Here is a 16497-nt window from a genome sequence, read left to right as displayed (position 1 = left end):
ATGCCCATCGCCCGCCTCGGCGGGATGCTGTCCCTCTCCGGGTCGGTGCTGCGCGCCCTCTCGGGCTCGCCCGCGGTGTGGCGCCGGGAGCTGCTGCTGCACTGCGTCTTCATCCTGAAGGTCGCCGCGCTGCCCATCGCGCTGTCCGTCGCGGCCTGGGGCTTCGCCGGTCCGGGCCTCCAGGCCGGCGGCTTCCTGGCGACCTTCGGCTCGGTCGACCGCGCCGGGGGCTTCATGGTGGTGGCGATCGTCCGCGAGTTCGGGACGTTCGTCACCGGGACGGTCGTCGCCGGCGTCGTGGGGACGACGATCGTCGCGGAGCTCGGCGCGCGCCGGGTCCGGGGCGAGCTCGACGCGCTGCGCACCCTCGGGGTCGACCCGGTGGCCGCGATCGTGGCGCCGCGGGTCCTCGCGCTGGTGCTGATGATGATGCTGCTCGACGTCGTCGCGCTTGTCTTCGGCGTCGCGGGCGGCTACGTCGCGTCGGTCGGCGTGCTGGACGGCGGCTCGGGCGCGTTCGTCGACTCGTTCTTCCGCAACACGACGGCGCTCGACCTCGTGGCGAGCATCGTCAAGGTCGGGATCTTCGGCGCGCTCATCGGCGTGATCTGCGGCTTCTACGGCCTGACCGCCACGGGCGGGGCCGAGGGCGTGGGCCGCGCGGTCAACCGCGCCGTCGTCGGCTGCCTCGTCGCGATCTCGGTGGTGAACCTGCTCTACACGCAGTGGTTCCTCGCGGAGTTCCCGGGGGTGAACGTCCTGCGATGAGGACCGCGAAGGCCGTCGCCCAGCGCAACCTCCGCAAGCCGGCCGTCTCGCCGCTGCCGCTGCTCAGCGAGCTCGTCTCCTTCGCCTGGGCGCTGGGCGGCGAGCTGCGCCACGTGCGCCCCTACGGCGCCGAGGTGCTGCGCCAGGCGGGGCTCATCGCCGCGGGCTCCGTGGCGGTCATCGTCGGCCTGGCCTTCCTGGCCGGCGGCTCGTGCGGCCTGGAGTCCACGGCGCTCGCGCGCTCCTTCGGGTTCGACCCGATCGCCGGCGGCTTCAGCGCGTGGTGCACGCTGCGCGAGGTCGTCCCGTTCGTCTTCGGCTACATCCTGGCCGCGAAGGTCGGCTGCGGCTTCGTCGCCGAGCTCGGCGCGATGCGGGTGCAGGAGGAGGTCGACGCGCTCGAGTCGATGGGCGTGCGCTCGCTGGCCTACCTCGCGGGGACCCGGATGCTGGCCTGCGCGATCGTCCTGCCGGTCGCCTACGCGCTGAGCATCGCCGGCTCCTACGCCGCCGCCTACCTCATGTCGGTCGTGCGCTTCGGGGACGTCTCGCCCGGCACGTGGATCGACAAGTTCCTCGCCTTCCAGGACGGGTGGGACCTCGTCTTCAGCGGCGTGAAGGGGCTGGTCATCGCCGCCTTCGTCCTGCTCGTCTCGCTGTACTACGGCTACGGCGTGCGGGGTGGACCCGTGGAGGTCGGAACCGCGACCGCGCGGTCGATGGCCGTGAACATCGTCGGCGTCACCGCCATCTCGATGGTGGGGACGCTCGTCTTCTGGGGCGCCAACCCGCGCCTGCCGCTGGGATGACCGGGCGGCTGGCAGCCGGGGTGGCGCTCGTCGTCGCCGTCGTGGTCGCGGTGCTCGTGGCGCGCGGGGACGGCGACGTCCAGCGCGTCGACGCGGTCTTCGACGCGGCACCTGGGCTGGTCCGCGGCGCCGAGGTCCGCGCGGGCGGCAAGCCGGTCGGGTCGGTCGAGGAGATCCGGCTGGAGCGTGGACGGCCTCGCGTGACGCTCGCGCTGGACCGCGGCTTCCGCGTGCGCCGCGGGACCGTCGCCGACCTGCGCCTGCAGTCGCTCAGCGGCGAGAGCAACCGCTACGTCGACCTGCACGGCGGCGACGGCCCGGCGCTCGAGGACGGTGCCGTGCTCGGCCGGGCGCAGACCGACCAGCCCGTCGAGGTCGAGGACGTCCTCGCGACGCTCGACCCCGCCACGCGGCGCAACGCCGGCAGGCTGCTCGACGGGCTGCGCCGCGCGACCGCCGAGCGGGGCGCCGACGGCGCGATCGCCCTGCGCCGCGCCGGCACCGCGCTGCAGCAGGTGGGGCTGGCGGCGGGCGACGTGGCCGCCGACGGCGCCGCCCTGCGCCGCCTCGTGCGCAGCTCCGCCACGGTCGCCGCCGCGCTGGAGCGCGACCCCGGTGCGACGGGCGCCGCCATCGACGACCTCGCCGCGGTGCTGGGCGACGCTGCCGCCCAGCAGGAGGACGTTGCCGCCGCCGTGCAGGCGCTGCCCGCCGGCCTGCGCGCACCCCGCCAGGCCCTCGCCCGGCTGCGCCGCGACGCCCCGACGCTCACCGCCCTGGCCCGCGAGCTGCAGCCCGGTGCCCGCCAGCTGCCGTCGACCGCCGGCGAGCTGCGCACCGCGCTGGACGAGGGGGCGCCCGCGCTGCGCGACGTCCGTCGCGTCACGGGCACCGCGCCCGGCGCGCTGCGCGCCCTGCGCCCGCTGCTGCGCGAAGCCGAGCCGGTCGCCCGGCGCGCCGACCGGGTGCTCGACGCGGGCGGGCCCATCCTCGCCGAGACGCGCGTGCGCCTGCCCGACGCGTTCTCGTTCTTCGCCAACTGGGCCGACTTCACGTCGAACTACGACGCCAACGGCCATGGCGCCCGCGTCTCGCTCATCTTCCCGCCGGCCGCCCTCAACGAGATCGGGCCATCCGACACCGGCGCGGGCCAGCTCGAGGCGCCGTTCATCCGCACCCCGGGCGTGCTCGAGGGCGAGCCGTGGGAGAGCTGGCGCACGACGCTGGCCCCGCAGGCGGAGGCGACGCCGTGAACGTGAAGGCCACGCCGCGCGGCTGGGCCGCCGGCCTGCTCGTGCTCGCGGCGCTCGTCGTGGCCGTCGTCGTGGTCGCCAACCGCCTGGGCGGCGGGGGCGGCCCGGAGGTCGTCGTCCACCTGCGCGACGCCCGCGGCCTGCTCGAGGGCGCCGACGTCCGCGTCGGCGGGGCGCCCGCCGGCCGCGTGCGCGACCTGTCGCTGGCCCCCGACGGGACCGCGAAGGCGACGCTCGCGCTGCACGACGGGCTGCCGGGGCTGCGGGCCGATGCCGCCGTCGTCGTGCGGCCCGTCGACCTGCTCGGCGACGTCGTCCTGGACCTCGACCCGGGCCGCGCGGCGGCGCCGCTGCGCGGGTCCATCGGCGTCGCGCGCGCCACGAGCGCCCCGCGCCTGGACGAGGTCCTCGGGGTGCTGGACCCGCAGGGCCGGGCCGGGCTCCAGGCGCTCCTGGTCGCCGGTGGCCGCGCGCTGGCGGGCCGCGGCACGAGCCTGGCGCGGACGATCGCCGACGTGCGCCAGGCGCTCGACGCCGCCGACGGGACGCTGCGGGAGCTGTCCAGCCAGAACGCCGCCCTGGGCGAGCTCGTCGCGGGCGCCGACCGGGCGGCGGGGCGCCTGGACGCACGCCGCGGCGACCTCGACGGCGCGCTGCGCGGGCTCGACCGCACGCTGGCGGCGACCGACGCCCGCCGCGCCGACCTGCGCACGGCGCTGGACGGCCTGCCCGGGACCCTGACGCAGCTGCGCACGACGTCCGCCACGCTGCGCGGCACGGCGAAGGAGGCCCGCCCCGTCGCCGAGGACCTGCGCGACCAGGCCGGCGCCGTCGCCGGCGTCGCACGCGAGCTCGACCCGGCGCTCGAGCGCCTGCGCCCCGCGGCCGGCGACCTGCGCGACACGCTGCGCGCGCTGCGCTCCGTCCTGCGCGACGGCTCGGGCGCCGCCGCCGGGCTGCGCGACGGCCTGCGCACCCTGCGCGCCGCCACGCCGGACCTCGACGCCTTCCTCGAGGCGCTCGAGCCCGCCGGCCCCGCGATCAGCCAGGGCTTCTTCGTGAACTTCGCCGACCAGGGCGCCGAGCCGGGCAGCCAGCCGCTGGACCCGGCGGCCGACCCGCGCCGCGGCTACTGGCGCGGCGCCGCGGTCTTCTCGTGCGAGGCCTTCGGCGTGCCGGTCTCGCCGGGGTGCTTGGCGAAGGTCCCGGGGGCGCTCGTCGGCGTCGACGGCCTCCCCACGACCCGGCGCGGCGCCACGAAGCCCCAGGCGCCCGCCAGGAAGCCGGCGCCGTCGGTGAAGGACGCCGTCACGAAGGTCACCGAGCCGGTCAAGCCGGTCACCGAGCCGGTCAAGCGGGCGACCGAACCGCTCAAGCGGGTCACCGACGCCGTCAAGGCACCGGTCGACCGCCTCCTCGACCTCCTCCTGGGCCCATGAGCCGCGTCCGCGCCAGCCGCCGCTCGCGCGCCGTCCTCGACGGCGAGCTCACCCCGCGCGACGAGCGCCGGTTCGTCGTCCTGGGCCTCGTCGTCCTCGCCGTGACGGCGGCCGTCGCCGTGCTGTCGACCGTCGCCATCGACGGCGGCCCGCTGAGCTCGCCCTACCGCGTCGAGGTCCGCACCCCCGCGGGCGCGCCCGCGCTCAAGGACGGCGACGAGGTGCGCATCGCCGGCCAGCGCGCGGGCGAGGTGCGCGAGGTCCGGCCCGGCCGCGACGGCGGCGCGGTGCTCGCCCTCGACCTCGACGACGGCCCGGTGGGCCGCGACGCGAGCGCCGACGTGCGCCTGCGCGGCCTCGCGGGAGCCGTGACCGTCGACGTCGACCCCGGCGACGCGCGCGACCCGCTGCCCAGCGGCGCGCAGCTCGATGCCCCGGCGACGGCCGGCACCGCGCTCACCGACGTCGTCGAGGCCTTCGACCCGCCGGCCCGCAAAGCCGCCCACCGGGCGCTGCGCGGCTTCGGCTCGGGCCTGGCGGGCCGCGGCGACGACCTCGGCGCCGCCATCGACGACCTCGGCCCGCTGTCGCGCGACGCGCGGCCGCTGGCCGCCGCGATGCGCCCGGAGCCCGGCGTCCTCGCCGGCCTGACCAAGGACCTCGGGACGACGGCCGCGGCGTTCGGCGACGGGCCGCTGGACGGCGCGGTCACCGGCGCCCGGCGCACGCTCGACGCGCTCGCCCCGGCCGACGTCCGGCGCCTGCTGCGCGCGCTGCCGCCCGCGCAGGCGGCGGTCGACCGCGTCGCCCCACAGGCCCGCGCCCTGCTGGCCGACGCCGGCAGCGCCGCCGCGGAGCTGCGCCCCGCCGTCGCCCGGCTCGACACGGCCCTGCCGCCGCTGCGCCGCGCCCTGGACCGCGCGCCCGCGCTCGACGAGCTCGCCCGCACCGGCCGCGCCGCCCGTCCCGTCCTGCTCGCCGCTCGGCCGCTGGCCCGCGACCTCGACGACCCCGCGAACCTCCTCGCGCCGCTGACGAACCCGCTCGACGAGCTGGCCGCGCACCTCGCGCCCTACCGCGAGGAGCTCGTCCTCGCGCCGAAGGGCTTCACGACGTGGGGCGGCTTCGCGTTCGCCGAGGGCCAGGCGAAGGGCGCCCGCGCCGTGCGCTTCTCGATGGTCCTCAGCTGCGCCCGGGCGCGCGACCCGTACCCCCAGCCGGGCGGGGCCCTCAAGCAGGCGGAGCGGTGCCCGTGATCGACCGTCGCTCCCTCCGCGGCGCGCTCGTCGCGCTCGTCCTGCTCGGCGGCGTGCTGCTCGCCTGGCAGCGGCCCAACCCGTTCGCCGACACGACGACCGTGCGCGCGGTGGTCGACGACGTCTCGCAGGTGGGCGTCGTGGGCGCCGAGGTGCAGGTCGCCGGCACGCCCGTGGGGCGCATCGCCGGCTCCGAGCGGCGCGGTGACGACGCCGTCCTGGAGCTCGAGCTGGACGCCGAGGCGCCGACCGTGCACGAGGACGCGCGCGTCGTGCTGCGCCCGCGCCTGGCCTTCGAGGGCACGGCCTACGCCGACCTGGACCCGGGCTCGCCGTCGGCGCCCGCGCTGGGCGACCGCGAGATCCCGCGCGCGCAGACCGCGGCCGCGGTGTCGATGGACCGCGTCCTGCGCCTGGCCGACCGCCCGACGCGTGAGGCGCTGCAGGAGGTGACCGCCGGGCTGGCGGGCGCGCTCGAGCGGGAGCCGGCCGACGCGCTGGACCGCACGCTGGCCACGGCGCCCGGCCTGCTGCGCGACGTCGCCCGCAGCGCCCGCGCGGTCCGCGGCCCGGCGGCGTCGCAGCGCGAGCGCTCGGCGCTGCGCGGCGCGGTCGACGGCTTCTCGCGGACCGCGGCGGCCCTGGCCGGCGCCCAGGCCGACCTGGCCCCGGCGCTGCGTGGTGCCTCCCGCACGGCCCGGGCGCTGGACGCCGGCGCCGGCGCGCCGCTGCGCGCCAGCCTGCGCGAGCTCGCCCCGACCGCCCGCGCGCTGCAGTCCGGCGGTGCCGCGCTGGACCGCACGCTCGCCGCGGCCCGGCCGCTGGCCGAGGACCTGCGGCCCGCCGCCCGCGCGCTGCCGGCCGCCCTGCGCGACGCCCGCCCGCTGCTGCGCGAGGCCGCCCCGGTCCTACGCGAGGCGCGGCCCGTCGTCCGCGACGCGGACCGCGCGCTCGTCGCCGCCCGCGGCGCCGCCGCGCCGACGCGCGGGCTGCTGCGCGACGTCGACCCGACGCTCGAGACGCTCGACGAGACGCTGCTGCCGGCGCTGGCCAAGGACACGCCGGTGCTCGAGGTGCCGGCGTTCCGCGCGTTCCTGAACCTCTTCGCCGGCGGCGGCGGGGCGTCCCGGCCGTTCGTGCGCCCCGGCGAGCCGGGCGCGAGCGCCGGCACGGGTCACGTCATGCGCTTCGGCATCCGCTTCCTGACGGGCATCGGCATCCCCCTGCCGCCGTGCGGTCCGATCCGCAAGCTCGCGCCCGGGCTCGGCGACCAGCTGGCCAAGGCGGGGAGCTGCACGCCGTGAGCCGCCGGGCCACCACGTCGCGCCACCACCACGGCGGGGCCGTCGCCGGGCGCCGCGCGCGCTTCGGCCGCGCCGTCCTCGCCGCGCAGCTCCTGGCCGCCGTCGCCGTCGTCGCGCTCCTGCTGGGGGCCAGCGGTTGGCGGCTGCCGTTCCAGAGCGCGTTCCACGTCGAGGCCGTCTTCACGGACGCCGGCGGCCTGGGGGAGAGCGACCGCGCCAAGGTCACCCTGGCGGGCGTCGAGGCCGGCGAGGTCGAGGCCGTCCACGTGCGCGACGGGCGCACCGTCGTGCGTCTGCGCCTCGACGACGACGCCCGCGACGCCCTGCACGCCGGGGCGACGGCCGAGGTGCGCCCGCGCTCGGCCCTCAACGACCTCGAGGTCGCGCTGACCTCCGGGCCGCCGTCGGCGCCAGGCCTGCGCGAAGGAGCCACCATCGGCCCGGACCGCACGGCCCGCGCCGTCGCCGCCGACGAGGTCCTGTCGACCCTCGACGCCGACACGCGCGCGTACGTCCAGGTCCTCGTCTCCGAGCTCGCGGGCGCGGCCGGCGACGCGCGGGGCACGAAGCTCGGCCAGGCGCTCGAGGCGCTGGACCCGGCAGCGCGCTCCGCCGCCGCGGTCGCGGGCCAGCTGCGCGAGCGGCGCACCCTGCTCACGCGGCTCGTCGGGCGGATGGACCGGGTGACCCAGGTCACCGCCCGCCGCGGCGAGCAGCTCCAGCGCGCCACGGGTGCCGCGCGCCGCACGCTGGCGGTCACCGCCGCCGGCGGGGAGGACCTGGAGGCGACGCTGCGCGCGCTGCCGGCCACCACCCGGGAGGTGCGCGGGGCGCTCGACGAGGTCCAGGCCCTCGCCACCCCGCTGGTGCCGGCACTGCAGCGCCTGCAGCCCGCGGCGCGGGCCCTGCCCGGCGCGCTGGCCGCCCTACGCGCCGCCACCCCGGCCGCCCGCGGCCTCCTGGACGACGTGCGCGCGACGGTCAAGGACGGCGCCGCGCCGCTGCACGACGCCCGGGCCGCCGTCGAGGACGTGGGCCCGACCGCCTCGGGCCTGCGGGGCGCCACCCGCAACGCCGGGTCGCTGGTCCGGGAGATCGACCGCAACCGCGACGGCATCGGCCTGCTCGGTGAGCGCTTCACCGGGATCTTCTCGACCAACGACGTCAACGGCCCGGTCCTGCGCGGCCTGGGCTTCTTCGAGGCCTTCGATCCCGCGAACTTCGGCTTCCCCGGCGCCACCGGCGCCAAGCGGGCCGCTGTCGCCGCCGCCGCGGTCCGCGCGCTGCTGCACACCTGCCAGGACCGCAACCAGCTCGCCTGCCTCGTGCGCTACGTCGTCCCCGGCCTGCCGGGCGTGACCCCGACCCCGAGGGCGACGCCGTGAACCGCCGCGTCGCCCCGGGCTGGGTGCTGGCCCTCGCCGTCTTCGCGGTGGTGGTCGTCGCGGTCACGGCCGTCCTGGCGGACCGCTTCGGCGGCCCGGGCCTCGTCCCCGACGACGCGCCGCACCTCACCGCGACCGTCGACGACCTCCAGGGCCTGGCGGTGCGCGGCGACGTCCTCGTGCGCGGCGTGCGCGCCGGGTCGGTCTCGTCGATCGACCGCCAGGGCGACCGGGCGACCGTCCGGCTGGAGCTCGACGGCGAGCCGGTCACCGTCCGCCGGGGCGCGACGGTGCGCATCGGCACCAAGACGCTGCTCGGGGAGTCCTACGTCGACCTGGACCCCGGGCCGGTCACCGCGCCGGCGCTGGGTGACGACGCCGTCCTGCCGGCTTCCGCGACGCTGCCGGCCGTCGAGCTCGACGAGGCGCTGCGCGTCCTGGACCGCCCGGCGCGCGCGGACCTCGTCGCCTCGGTCGAGGGAGCCGGTGAGGCGGCCGCGTCGCCGCGCGCCGCGGCGCAGGTCTCCGACGCCGCGGGGCGCCTGCGCGAGGCCACGGGCTCGCTGCGGCGCCTCACGGGCGCGCTGCGCGGCCAGGAGGCCGACATCTCCACCGCGGTGCGCGCCGGCCGCGCCGTCGTGGGGGAGGCCGCCGCCCGCGACGACGCCGTGCGCGGGCTCGTCCGCGACGCCGACCGCGTCCTTCGCGCGCTCACCCGGCGCGACGGCGCGCTGCGCGCCACCGCGCACGCGGCGCCGGGCCTGCTCGAGCAGGCCACCGGCGCGCTCGACGCGGCGGCGCCGCTCATCCGCGAGGCGCGCGCCCCGGTGCGCGACCTGCGCGCCGCCGCGCCCGCGCTGGCCGCCGCGCTGGGCGAGCTGCCGCCCGTCGCCGACGACCTCGAGGTCGTCCTGCGCCGCGCCCGGCCGCTGCGCCGGGCCGCCGAACCGGCCCTGCGCGACCTCCGCGCGCTGCTGCCGGCGGCCGACGACGCCACGAAGCGCCTGGGGCCGGCCCTCGGCGACCTCGTGACCGTGGCCCGCTTCGTCGCCGCCCGCAAGGACACCGTCGCAGCCTGGTTCGCCAACACGGCGGCGCTCGGCAAGAACGGCGACGCCAAGGGCAATTGGGCGCGGTTCTTCATCACGGCCGATCCGACGACGGCCCTGAGCCTGCCGCAGGGGATGGCGACCAACGCCTACACGGGCCCGCGCGACGCGCTCAGCCCGCAGCCCCACGTCAGGGGCGGCTACCCGCGGCTCCAGCGCGCGCGACCCTAAAATGCACAAACCAGACCGGTTTTGTACAGTTTGGCCTTCGCAGGGCAACTCAACGGGAGGACCACGTCGAATGCACAGACAGCGCACGCGAGCGCGCAAGGGGTTCTGGGGGGCGGCAGGGGCCGCGCTCCTGGCCGCCGGCGCGCTCGCCCTCGGCGGCACGCAGGCCGCCGCCCAGAGCGGGGGTGACGGGCTGGGAGACCTGCCCATCAAGCCGGAGTGGCTGGTGAACACCCTCTCTCGGGCGCTCGACATCAACACGGTCAAGAACAACACGAGCCCGGAGGTCATCGCCCGCCGGGACAAGGCGACGGCCGAGTGGAAGGCCGCCGTCGCGGCCTACAAGGCGGGCAAGGGCAAGCAGCCCGACCCGCGGGCCAAGCCGGAGTACAGCGTCGTCTGGTCGTCCAAGCAGAACGTCGCCGACGTCCACGCCGACGTCCTGAGCAAGCTCGTCCAGAACCTGACGGTCAACCCGCAGGGCCTCGCCGACCTGCTCAACCCGCAGTTCCTCCCCGGCCTCGACGGCTGGCAGGTCATCGACCAGCGCAAGTTCGACGTCGACGGCACGGAGAACCCGGACTACGGCAAGGTCGTCAACTTCGTGCAGCTGCCGCTGCCGTGGGGCGTCGAGAACGAGGCGCACCACATGCAGTACCAGTGGGAGGACGGGGACCCGATCGTCGCCGGCAGCCTCTTCCTCGGCACCACCTTCGTGCTGGACCCGAAGGACGTGCCGAACCTGAAGCTGACGAACATCATCGATCCGCTCCAGAACCCGGGCGGCACGATCGCCGACGCCTACGAGAAGGGCGACAACGGGCGCTTCACCCTCACGCTGATGGGTGGCCCGCTGGCGAACTTCGGTGGCTCGCCGGGCCAGCTCATCACGTTCAAGCCGGACCCCGTCAAGGGCCTGGTCAAGGAGTCCGAGGTGCAGGCCGGCAACATCGGCGGCGTCCTCACGGGCAACGCCGGTGGCATCAAGGAGCCCTGCTCGGTCCGTGAGGGCCGCCCGCTGGGCACCTGCGCCAACCCGCACGGCATCCAGTTCCGCCCGGACGTGAAGGCCGGTCTGACCTCCGACTACGCCGAGCCGCGCGAGATCGTGCTCGACCCCGTCAAGACGGTCGACAAGTACGCCTTCCGCCCGACGGTGCGCTCGTGGGACCTGTCGAACCCGAGCAAGCCCAAGCTGGCCGGCGTCGCCAAGGTCCCGAACGGCCCGCTCGAGCCCGCCCAGCGCGCGCATGAGCAGTACGGGATCATGGAGAACGCGAAGACGTGGCCCGACGCCGCCAAGAAGTACCGGGGCGGCCTGGACTCGAAGGCGTTCTTCGCCGGCTCCATGTGCGGTGGCGGCGTCTTCCTGATCCCGGACATCACCAAGGCCAAGGGCGACTTCTCCAACAAGATCGTCCAGGTCTGGAACGACGGCCTCAGCGCCCTCAACGTCTCGGGTGACGACGCCTCGAAGTTCCTCGACGAGCCCGCCGGCTGCGCCGGCGGCGCCTGGCACCAGGTGACCCCGAACAACCGGCTGTTCTTCCGGTCGGTCCAGGGTCGCAACCCCGCGTCGGACAACTACTTCGACCAGGGCGCCAGCAAGCTCATCTACGACCTGGACATCTCGAAGACCATCGAGAGCGCCCAGGACGGCGAGGTCGAGTGCGACCTCTCCCGCGGCATCAAGCGCCTGAACCTGACGGGCATCAAGCTGTTCAACAAGCTGGCGACGGGCGCGCAGGTCTCGGACTGCCCGCGGCTGGTGGATGCCCTGAAGGTCAAGGACATCACGTCCGGCGGCCCGCACTGGGGCGCCCTGGACAACCACTCCGTGGACCAGAACGGCGTGCCGTGGCGACTGACGTTCTCGAACTACTTCGTCTCGCGCACGGGCGTGGACGGCGACCACCGCTTCTACACGGTGGACGTCTCGCCTGAGGGGAAGCTCAGCTACGACCAGGACTTCCGGGATGAGAAGACCGGCGCCCTGGGCGTGAACTTCAACCGTCGCAACTGGCCCGGTTCGCCGGACGCCGGCTTCTACAAGCCGCACTCCATGGTGTGGGTGTGCCCGCCGGGCGTCTGCGCGCCGGACGAGCCGCTCGCGGCACGCGGTGAGGCGGCGGCCGGGAAGACGAAGAAGAAGGCCGCCAAGAAGTCGAAGAAGACGTCGAAGGCCAAGGCGAAGTCCAAGGCCAAGGCCAAGGCCAAGGCCAAGTCGAAGTCCCGCGCGAAGAGCAGGTCGCGCGCGAAGGCGAAGCGCTGATCACCTCGTGCTCCGCCGGACCCTCGTGGTCGCGGCCGTCGCGCTCGGTGCCCTCCTGGGCACCGGGCCGGCGGCCGCGGTCGCGCATCCCCTCCTCCGCCAGGCGGCCCCGTCGCCCGGCCTCATCACGCCGCGCTCGCCGGAGGCCATCCGGCTCGTGCTGGCCGAGCCCGTCGTCCCGCGCGGCTCCGAGGTCGTCGTCACCGGCCCGCGCGGCCGGCGTGTCCCCGTCTCGAAGGTCAGCGCCGAGGACGGCGGCTCCGCCCTGTCCGTCCGCCCGCTGCGCCGGCTGGCCTCCGCCGTCTACGACGTCCGCTGGAAGGTCCTCGGCGACGACGGCCACCTCGTGGGCGGCACCTTCAGCTTCGGCGTCGCCGGCAAGGACGGCGCCCTCCCGCCCGGGGCCGAGCGCCTCGGTGCCGCGAGCTCGGGCGGCCGCGGAGGCGAGGACGTCTCCGGCGAGTCGGTCCTGGACGTGGTCGCCGACTGGCTCGGCATCATCGCCGCCTCCTTCCTCCTCGGCGCCGTCGCGCTGCTGGCCGCCCTGCGGCGCCGCGGCAGCGACGCCCTCGAGGACCTCGCCGAGCGCGCACGGCCGCTGCTCGTGCCCGCCTGGCTCCTCGTCGGCCTGGCCGCCAGCGAGGGCGTCCTCGCCGGCGCGACGACGAGCGCCGGCGACGGCCTCGACCTGGGGCTGCTGGCCGACTCGTCCACGGGGCGCGCGCAGCTCGTGCGCGGCGCCGTCGTGGTCGGGGGCTCGCTGCTGCTGGCGCTCAGCGCCGGGCGGCTGGCGACGCGCCGGCGGGACGGCCTGTTCGCCGGCCTGGCCGTCGGCGTCCTGCTGACCTACGCGCTGTCGGGCCACGCGCTGGCCGACGTCGGGGCGCTCGAGCTCGTCGCGCAGGCCGCGCACGTCCTGACCGCAGGCCTGTGGCTCGGCGGCCTGCTCGCGCTCCTGCTGCTCGCCCGCTCCGGCGTGGCGAAGCTCGGCGCCGGCGCTCGCGCGTTCGCGCCGCTGGCCGCGACGTCGCTGGGCATCGCGGTCGTCACCGGTGTCCTCGCCGCCGTGCGCGAGGTCGACCGCTGGTACTTCCTGCGCTGGTCGGACTACGGGCGCATCGTCATCGTCAAGTCGGTCCTCGTCGCGCTCGTGGCCCTGGCGGGCTTCGTGGCGTGGCGCCGGGCGCGGGCGACGGACGCCGGGGCCACCGGGGCTCCGCGGCCGCGGCTGCTGCGCCTCGAGGTCATCGGCGTCCTCGCGGTCGTCGCGCTGGCGGCGGTCCTCGGCGGCCTCTCGCAGGGCCGCGGGCGTCCGCTGCCTGCACAGGAGGGCACGCTCCTGCCGGGTCCGGCGTTCGGGACGGCGCTGCTCAGCGGCACCGAGGCGCAGGTCGCGCTCTCGCCGGGGCGCACCGGGACCAACACGCTGACGGTCGTCGGCCGCCCGCCGGCACGCGAGCCGCGCGCGGTCACGGTGCGGCTGAACTGCGCGTGCTCGACGCAGCAGCTGGACGTCGAGCTGCGTCGCGGCGAGGGCGGGACGTGGTCGACGACGGTCGACCTCCCGGCCGAGGGCCAGTGGTACGCGTACGTGTCGGCCGACGGCCGCCGCGCGGCGGCGCCGGTCGGCCTGCCCGTCGGCGTCCCGCGCGCGCCGGGAGCCGACCCGGAGGAGCTGCTGGTCCTCGCCGACCTCAGCGGCCCGGGCGCCGCGCGCTGCCGCGCGAACGTCCAGGGCCTGCAGGTCGCGATCGGCCGCGTGAACGCCGAGGGCGGCGTCGACGACGGCACGAAGCTCGCGACCCTCGCGCTCGACGACGGGGGCGACCCCGCGCGGTCGGCCCGCATCGCCAAGGCCGCGCTCGCCGCGCACGGGCCCGTCGCCGTCGCCGGCTGCGGCGCGGGCGCCGCGGGCGGCATCCGCCAGGCCCAGGCCGCCGGCGTCCCGGCGGTCGTCGGCGACCCGGGGGTCGAGCCGCTGGCGGGCGGGGGCGTCTTCCGCCTCGCGGCCGACCCGTACGCCCAGGGCTTCGCGCTGGCGCAGTACCTCAAGGAGCGCGTGCTCGGCGCGGGCGCCGCGGCGCCGGGCGTGGCGACGCTGCGCACCGCCGTGGCCCAGGACGCGATCGGCCGGCGGCTGCTGGCCGGGCTCGAGGCGGGGCTCGAGGGCACCGGCGTCGCCACGGCGGCGATCCCCGACCGCTGGTGGGCGGGCAAGACCGACGCGCAGCTCGAGCACCTGCTCGACCGGCGGCGGACGCTGGGCCTCGTCCTCGACGCGCCGGCAGGACGTAATCCGGCGCTGACCGCGCTCGAGCGCCTCGGCCGCAAGACGGAGCGGACGTTCCCGCCCGCGCCGTTCCTGGGGAGCGAGCGGGTCCTGGCCGAGCGGACGATCGACCGCCTCCGGACGCTGGGACGCCTGGGCGTCCTGCAGGGCGTGAGCGAGGTCTCGACCCAGACCGCCGACGCGCTGGCGTTCGTGCGGACGCTGCCGGTCCTGTGGCCGGGCGAGCGCCCGTCGCTCGACGGGCTGCGCGGCTACGTCACGGGTCTCGCGCTGCGCGCGGCGCTCAAGGGCGACCTGGAGGGCTCGGCGATCCGCGACCGGCTGCGCGACCCGGACGTCTTCACCGACGCGCTGCTGGCCCCGTGGCACTCCTCGGCTCCGGGCGTCGGGTCGCCGGCGATGCTCGCCCTGGCGGGCCAGTTCCTGTCGACGAACCTCGTCCCGCCATCGGCCGGCGGCATGCGCTACACGGGCTCGTGGTTCACGGACGGCGCGTGGATCAACGCCTCCGTGCGCCCGCTCGGGCCGCCCGTGGGCACGCCGGTCCCACCGCTCGAGGGGTGACCCCCGGACATAAAGGCCATAAACTCGACCGGGTTTGTCCAGAATGCGCTACAGTGGACCACGTGGACACGGTCGACACCCACCAGCACCTGTGGCCGGAGGAGGTCCTGGCGCTCCTCGAGGGCCGGGGGACCGCGCCGCGGACGCGCTGGCGGGACGGCGGGTGGGACGTCGAGCTCCCTGGTGAGCCGACGTTCCGGGTGACCTCCGCCGACCACGACCGCGACCGGCGTGCCGCGGCCGTGAGGGCCGCCGGGCTGGACCGGGCGCTCGTCGCGCTCAGCTCGCCCGTCGGGGTCGAGGCACTGCCCGGGGAGGAGGCCGAGCTGGCGGTCGCCGCCTGGACCAGCGCAGCGGCGGGGCTCCCCGCCGAGCTGGGCTGGTGGGCGGCCCTCCCCACTGCAGCAGCGCAGGACGGCCAGCTGACGCTCCTGCGTGCCGCGCTCGGCGAGGGGGCCGCCGGCCTGTGCCTTCCGGCCGGCGCCCTGGCCACCCCTGCCTCGGCCGAGGCCGCGTTGCCGGTCCTCGCGCTGCTCGCCGAGCGCGGCGCACCGCTCTTCGTCCACCCGGGCCCCGCCGCAGGCAGCCCGGGGGACCCGTCCTGGTGGGCGTCGACGACCGGCTACGTCGCCGGCCAGCACGCGGCGTGGCACGCCTTCCACGCCGTCGTGCGTCCTGCCCTGCCGGAGCTGCGCGTCGTCTTCGCGCTGCTCGCGGGCCTGGCGCCGCTGCACGCCGAGCGCGCCGCCCAGCGAGGCGCCGCCCTCGACGCAGCGCTCGACGACCCGCGCTGCTTCTACGACACCTCGTCCTACGGGCCGCGGGCGGTCCGCGCCCTCGCGTGTGCCGTGGGCTCCGGCGCCCTCGTGCACGGCAGCGACCACCCGGTGGCGGGCCTGGAGGGCCCGGACCCGGTCGCCGCCGCGCTCGGCGATGGCGCCGCCTCGCTGGCCCGCCGTGAGAACCCCGCCCGACTGCTTGGAGCCGCATGGATCCCCGCCTGAGCCTGACCCGCGACGAGCTCGACGCGCTCGTGCGCACCCACGCCGCCGACGCCGCGGCCTGGCGCCCCCACGTCACGCACGACCCGGCCGAGCGCAGCTACGCGCTCCTGCACCGCGACGCGCGCTGCGAGGTCTACGTCATCGGCTGGATGGACGGCCACGACACAGGCTGGCACGACCACGACGACGCCGCCGCGGCGATCGCCGTCGTCGAGGGCCTCGTCGTCGAGGAGCGCTTCGCCCTCGGCGGCCCGGTCATCCGGCGCTACGGCCGCGGCGACGCCGTGAGCGTCCCGCGCACCGCGATCCACCGCGTCCGTCACGGCGGCGGCGGCCCGGCGACGACCATCCACGCCTACTCCCCGCCGCTCGCGCGCGTCGGCTCCTACGAGGTCGGCGAGGAGGGGACGCTCCTGCGCCACTCGCGCGACGCCGAGGCTCCGCTCGAGCCGGTGGGGTTGGCGGCGGCCGCGTAGCGCCCCTTCGAAGCTCCGGAGCCGATCCCGTCGGCTCGACGGAGGGCAACCACGGCCGCCCGCGCCTCTCCGCGGGCGGTCGTGGTGGTTCCGGCGGTGGGTGGTGCTCCGCCACTGGCGCAGGCATCGAATGGCGGATCCTCCGCTCTCCAGGCGGAAGATCCGCCAACGGATGCCCGGGACGCGTGACCCTGGGGCTCGGGGCCTGGCAGGACCTCAACCCCCCAGGCTCGCGGCCCGTCGACGCTGACCCTGCGATCTCCGGTCTCCCACGCCGGCGATGACAGGGTCACGGCCCCGGGGCCCCCGCTGGCGCCTCGCGAGCGCCGGTCGGTCCCCCTCCCTCAATGCCAGACGGCGAACGCCGCGCCCACCCGCGAGCGCCCGAGCGGAGCTC

The 16497-nt window shown here is 77.1% G+C and carries 12 protein-coding genes; all 12 read left to right on the top strand.

The window, feature by feature from the left end; genetic code table 11:
* The 12 genes from JUB12_RS08845 to JUB12_RS08790 all read left to right on the top strand — a co-directional run bounded on the left by JUB12_RS08845 (position 1) and on the right by JUB12_RS08790 (position 16100).
* Positions 1-768, top strand: coding sequence for an ABC transporter permease (locus JUB12_RS08845; protein ID WP_205699256.1), 768 nt, complete (start codon positions 1-3; stop codon positions 766-768).
* Positions 765-1577, top strand: coding sequence for an ABC transporter permease (locus JUB12_RS08840; protein WP_205699255.1), 813 nt, complete (start codon positions 765-767; stop codon positions 1575-1577). Before JUB12_RS08845 ends, JUB12_RS08840 begins: the two co-directional genes overlap by 4 nt.
* Positions 1574-2830, top strand: coding sequence for an MlaD family protein (locus JUB12_RS08835; protein ID WP_205699254.1), 1257 nt, complete (start codon positions 1574-1576; stop codon positions 2828-2830). Before JUB12_RS08840 ends, JUB12_RS08835 begins: the two co-directional genes overlap by 4 nt.
* The gene (locus tag JUB12_RS08830) at positions 2827-4269 is read left to right on the top strand and encodes an MlaD family protein (RefSeq protein ID WP_205699253.1); all 1443 of its coding nucleotides are present in this window, start codon (positions 2827-2829) and stop codon (positions 4267-4269) included. Before JUB12_RS08835 ends, JUB12_RS08830 begins: the two co-directional genes overlap by 4 nt.
* The gene (locus tag JUB12_RS08825) at positions 4266-5525 is read left to right on the top strand and encodes an MlaD family protein (protein ID WP_205699252.1); all 1260 of its coding nucleotides are present in this window, start codon (positions 4266-4268) and stop codon (positions 5523-5525) included. Before JUB12_RS08830 ends, JUB12_RS08825 begins: the two co-directional genes overlap by 4 nt.
* Positions 5522-6829, top strand: coding sequence for an MlaD family protein (locus JUB12_RS08820; protein ID WP_205699251.1), 1308 nt, complete (start codon positions 5522-5524; stop codon positions 6827-6829). The genes JUB12_RS08825 and JUB12_RS08820 overlap by 4 nt, the downstream gene beginning before the upstream one ends.
* Entirely contained in the window at positions 6826-8214 is a 1389-nt protein-coding gene (locus JUB12_RS08815) for an MlaD family protein (protein WP_205699250.1), read from the top strand. The genes JUB12_RS08820 and JUB12_RS08815 overlap by 4 nt, the downstream gene beginning before the upstream one ends.
* A complete protein-coding gene (locus tag JUB12_RS08810; protein WP_205699249.1) occupies positions 8211-9494 on the top strand; it encodes an MlaD family protein in 1284 nt (427 codons plus the stop codon). The genes JUB12_RS08815 and JUB12_RS08810 overlap by 4 nt, the downstream gene beginning before the upstream one ends.
* A gap of 70 nt (positions 9495-9564) precedes the next feature.
* Positions 9565-11766 carry a hypothetical protein gene (locus JUB12_RS08805; RefSeq protein WP_205699248.1) on the top strand — a complete coding sequence of 734 codons (2202 nt, stop codon included), beginning with the start codon at positions 9565-9567 and terminating at the stop codon, positions 11764-11766.
* 7 nt (positions 11767-11773) lie between these two features.
* The gene (locus tag JUB12_RS08800; RefSeq protein WP_205699247.1) at positions 11774-14620 is read left to right on the top strand and encodes an ABC transporter substrate-binding protein; all 2847 of its coding nucleotides are present in this window, start codon (positions 11774-11776) and stop codon (positions 14618-14620) included.
* A gap of 62 nt (positions 14621-14682) precedes the next feature.
* Entirely contained in the window at positions 14683-15624 is a 942-nt protein-coding gene (locus tag JUB12_RS08795) for an amidohydrolase family protein (protein ID WP_205699246.1), read from the top strand.
* Complete coding sequence (locus tag JUB12_RS08790; protein WP_205699245.1) at positions 15609-16100, top strand: hypothetical protein; 492 nt, start codon at positions 15609-15611, stop codon at positions 16098-16100. Before JUB12_RS08795 ends, JUB12_RS08790 begins: the two co-directional genes overlap by 16 nt.
* Positions 16101-16497: the final 397 nt, after the last annotated feature.

The organism is Conexibacter sp. SYSU D00693 (assembly GCF_017084525.1).
Taxonomy (GTDB): domain Bacteria; phylum Actinomycetota; class Thermoleophilia; order Solirubrobacterales; family Solirubrobacteraceae; genus Baekduia.
The sequence above is the reverse complement of the archived record's forward strand: the minus strand, read 5'-3'. Positions and strand labels throughout refer to the sequence as shown.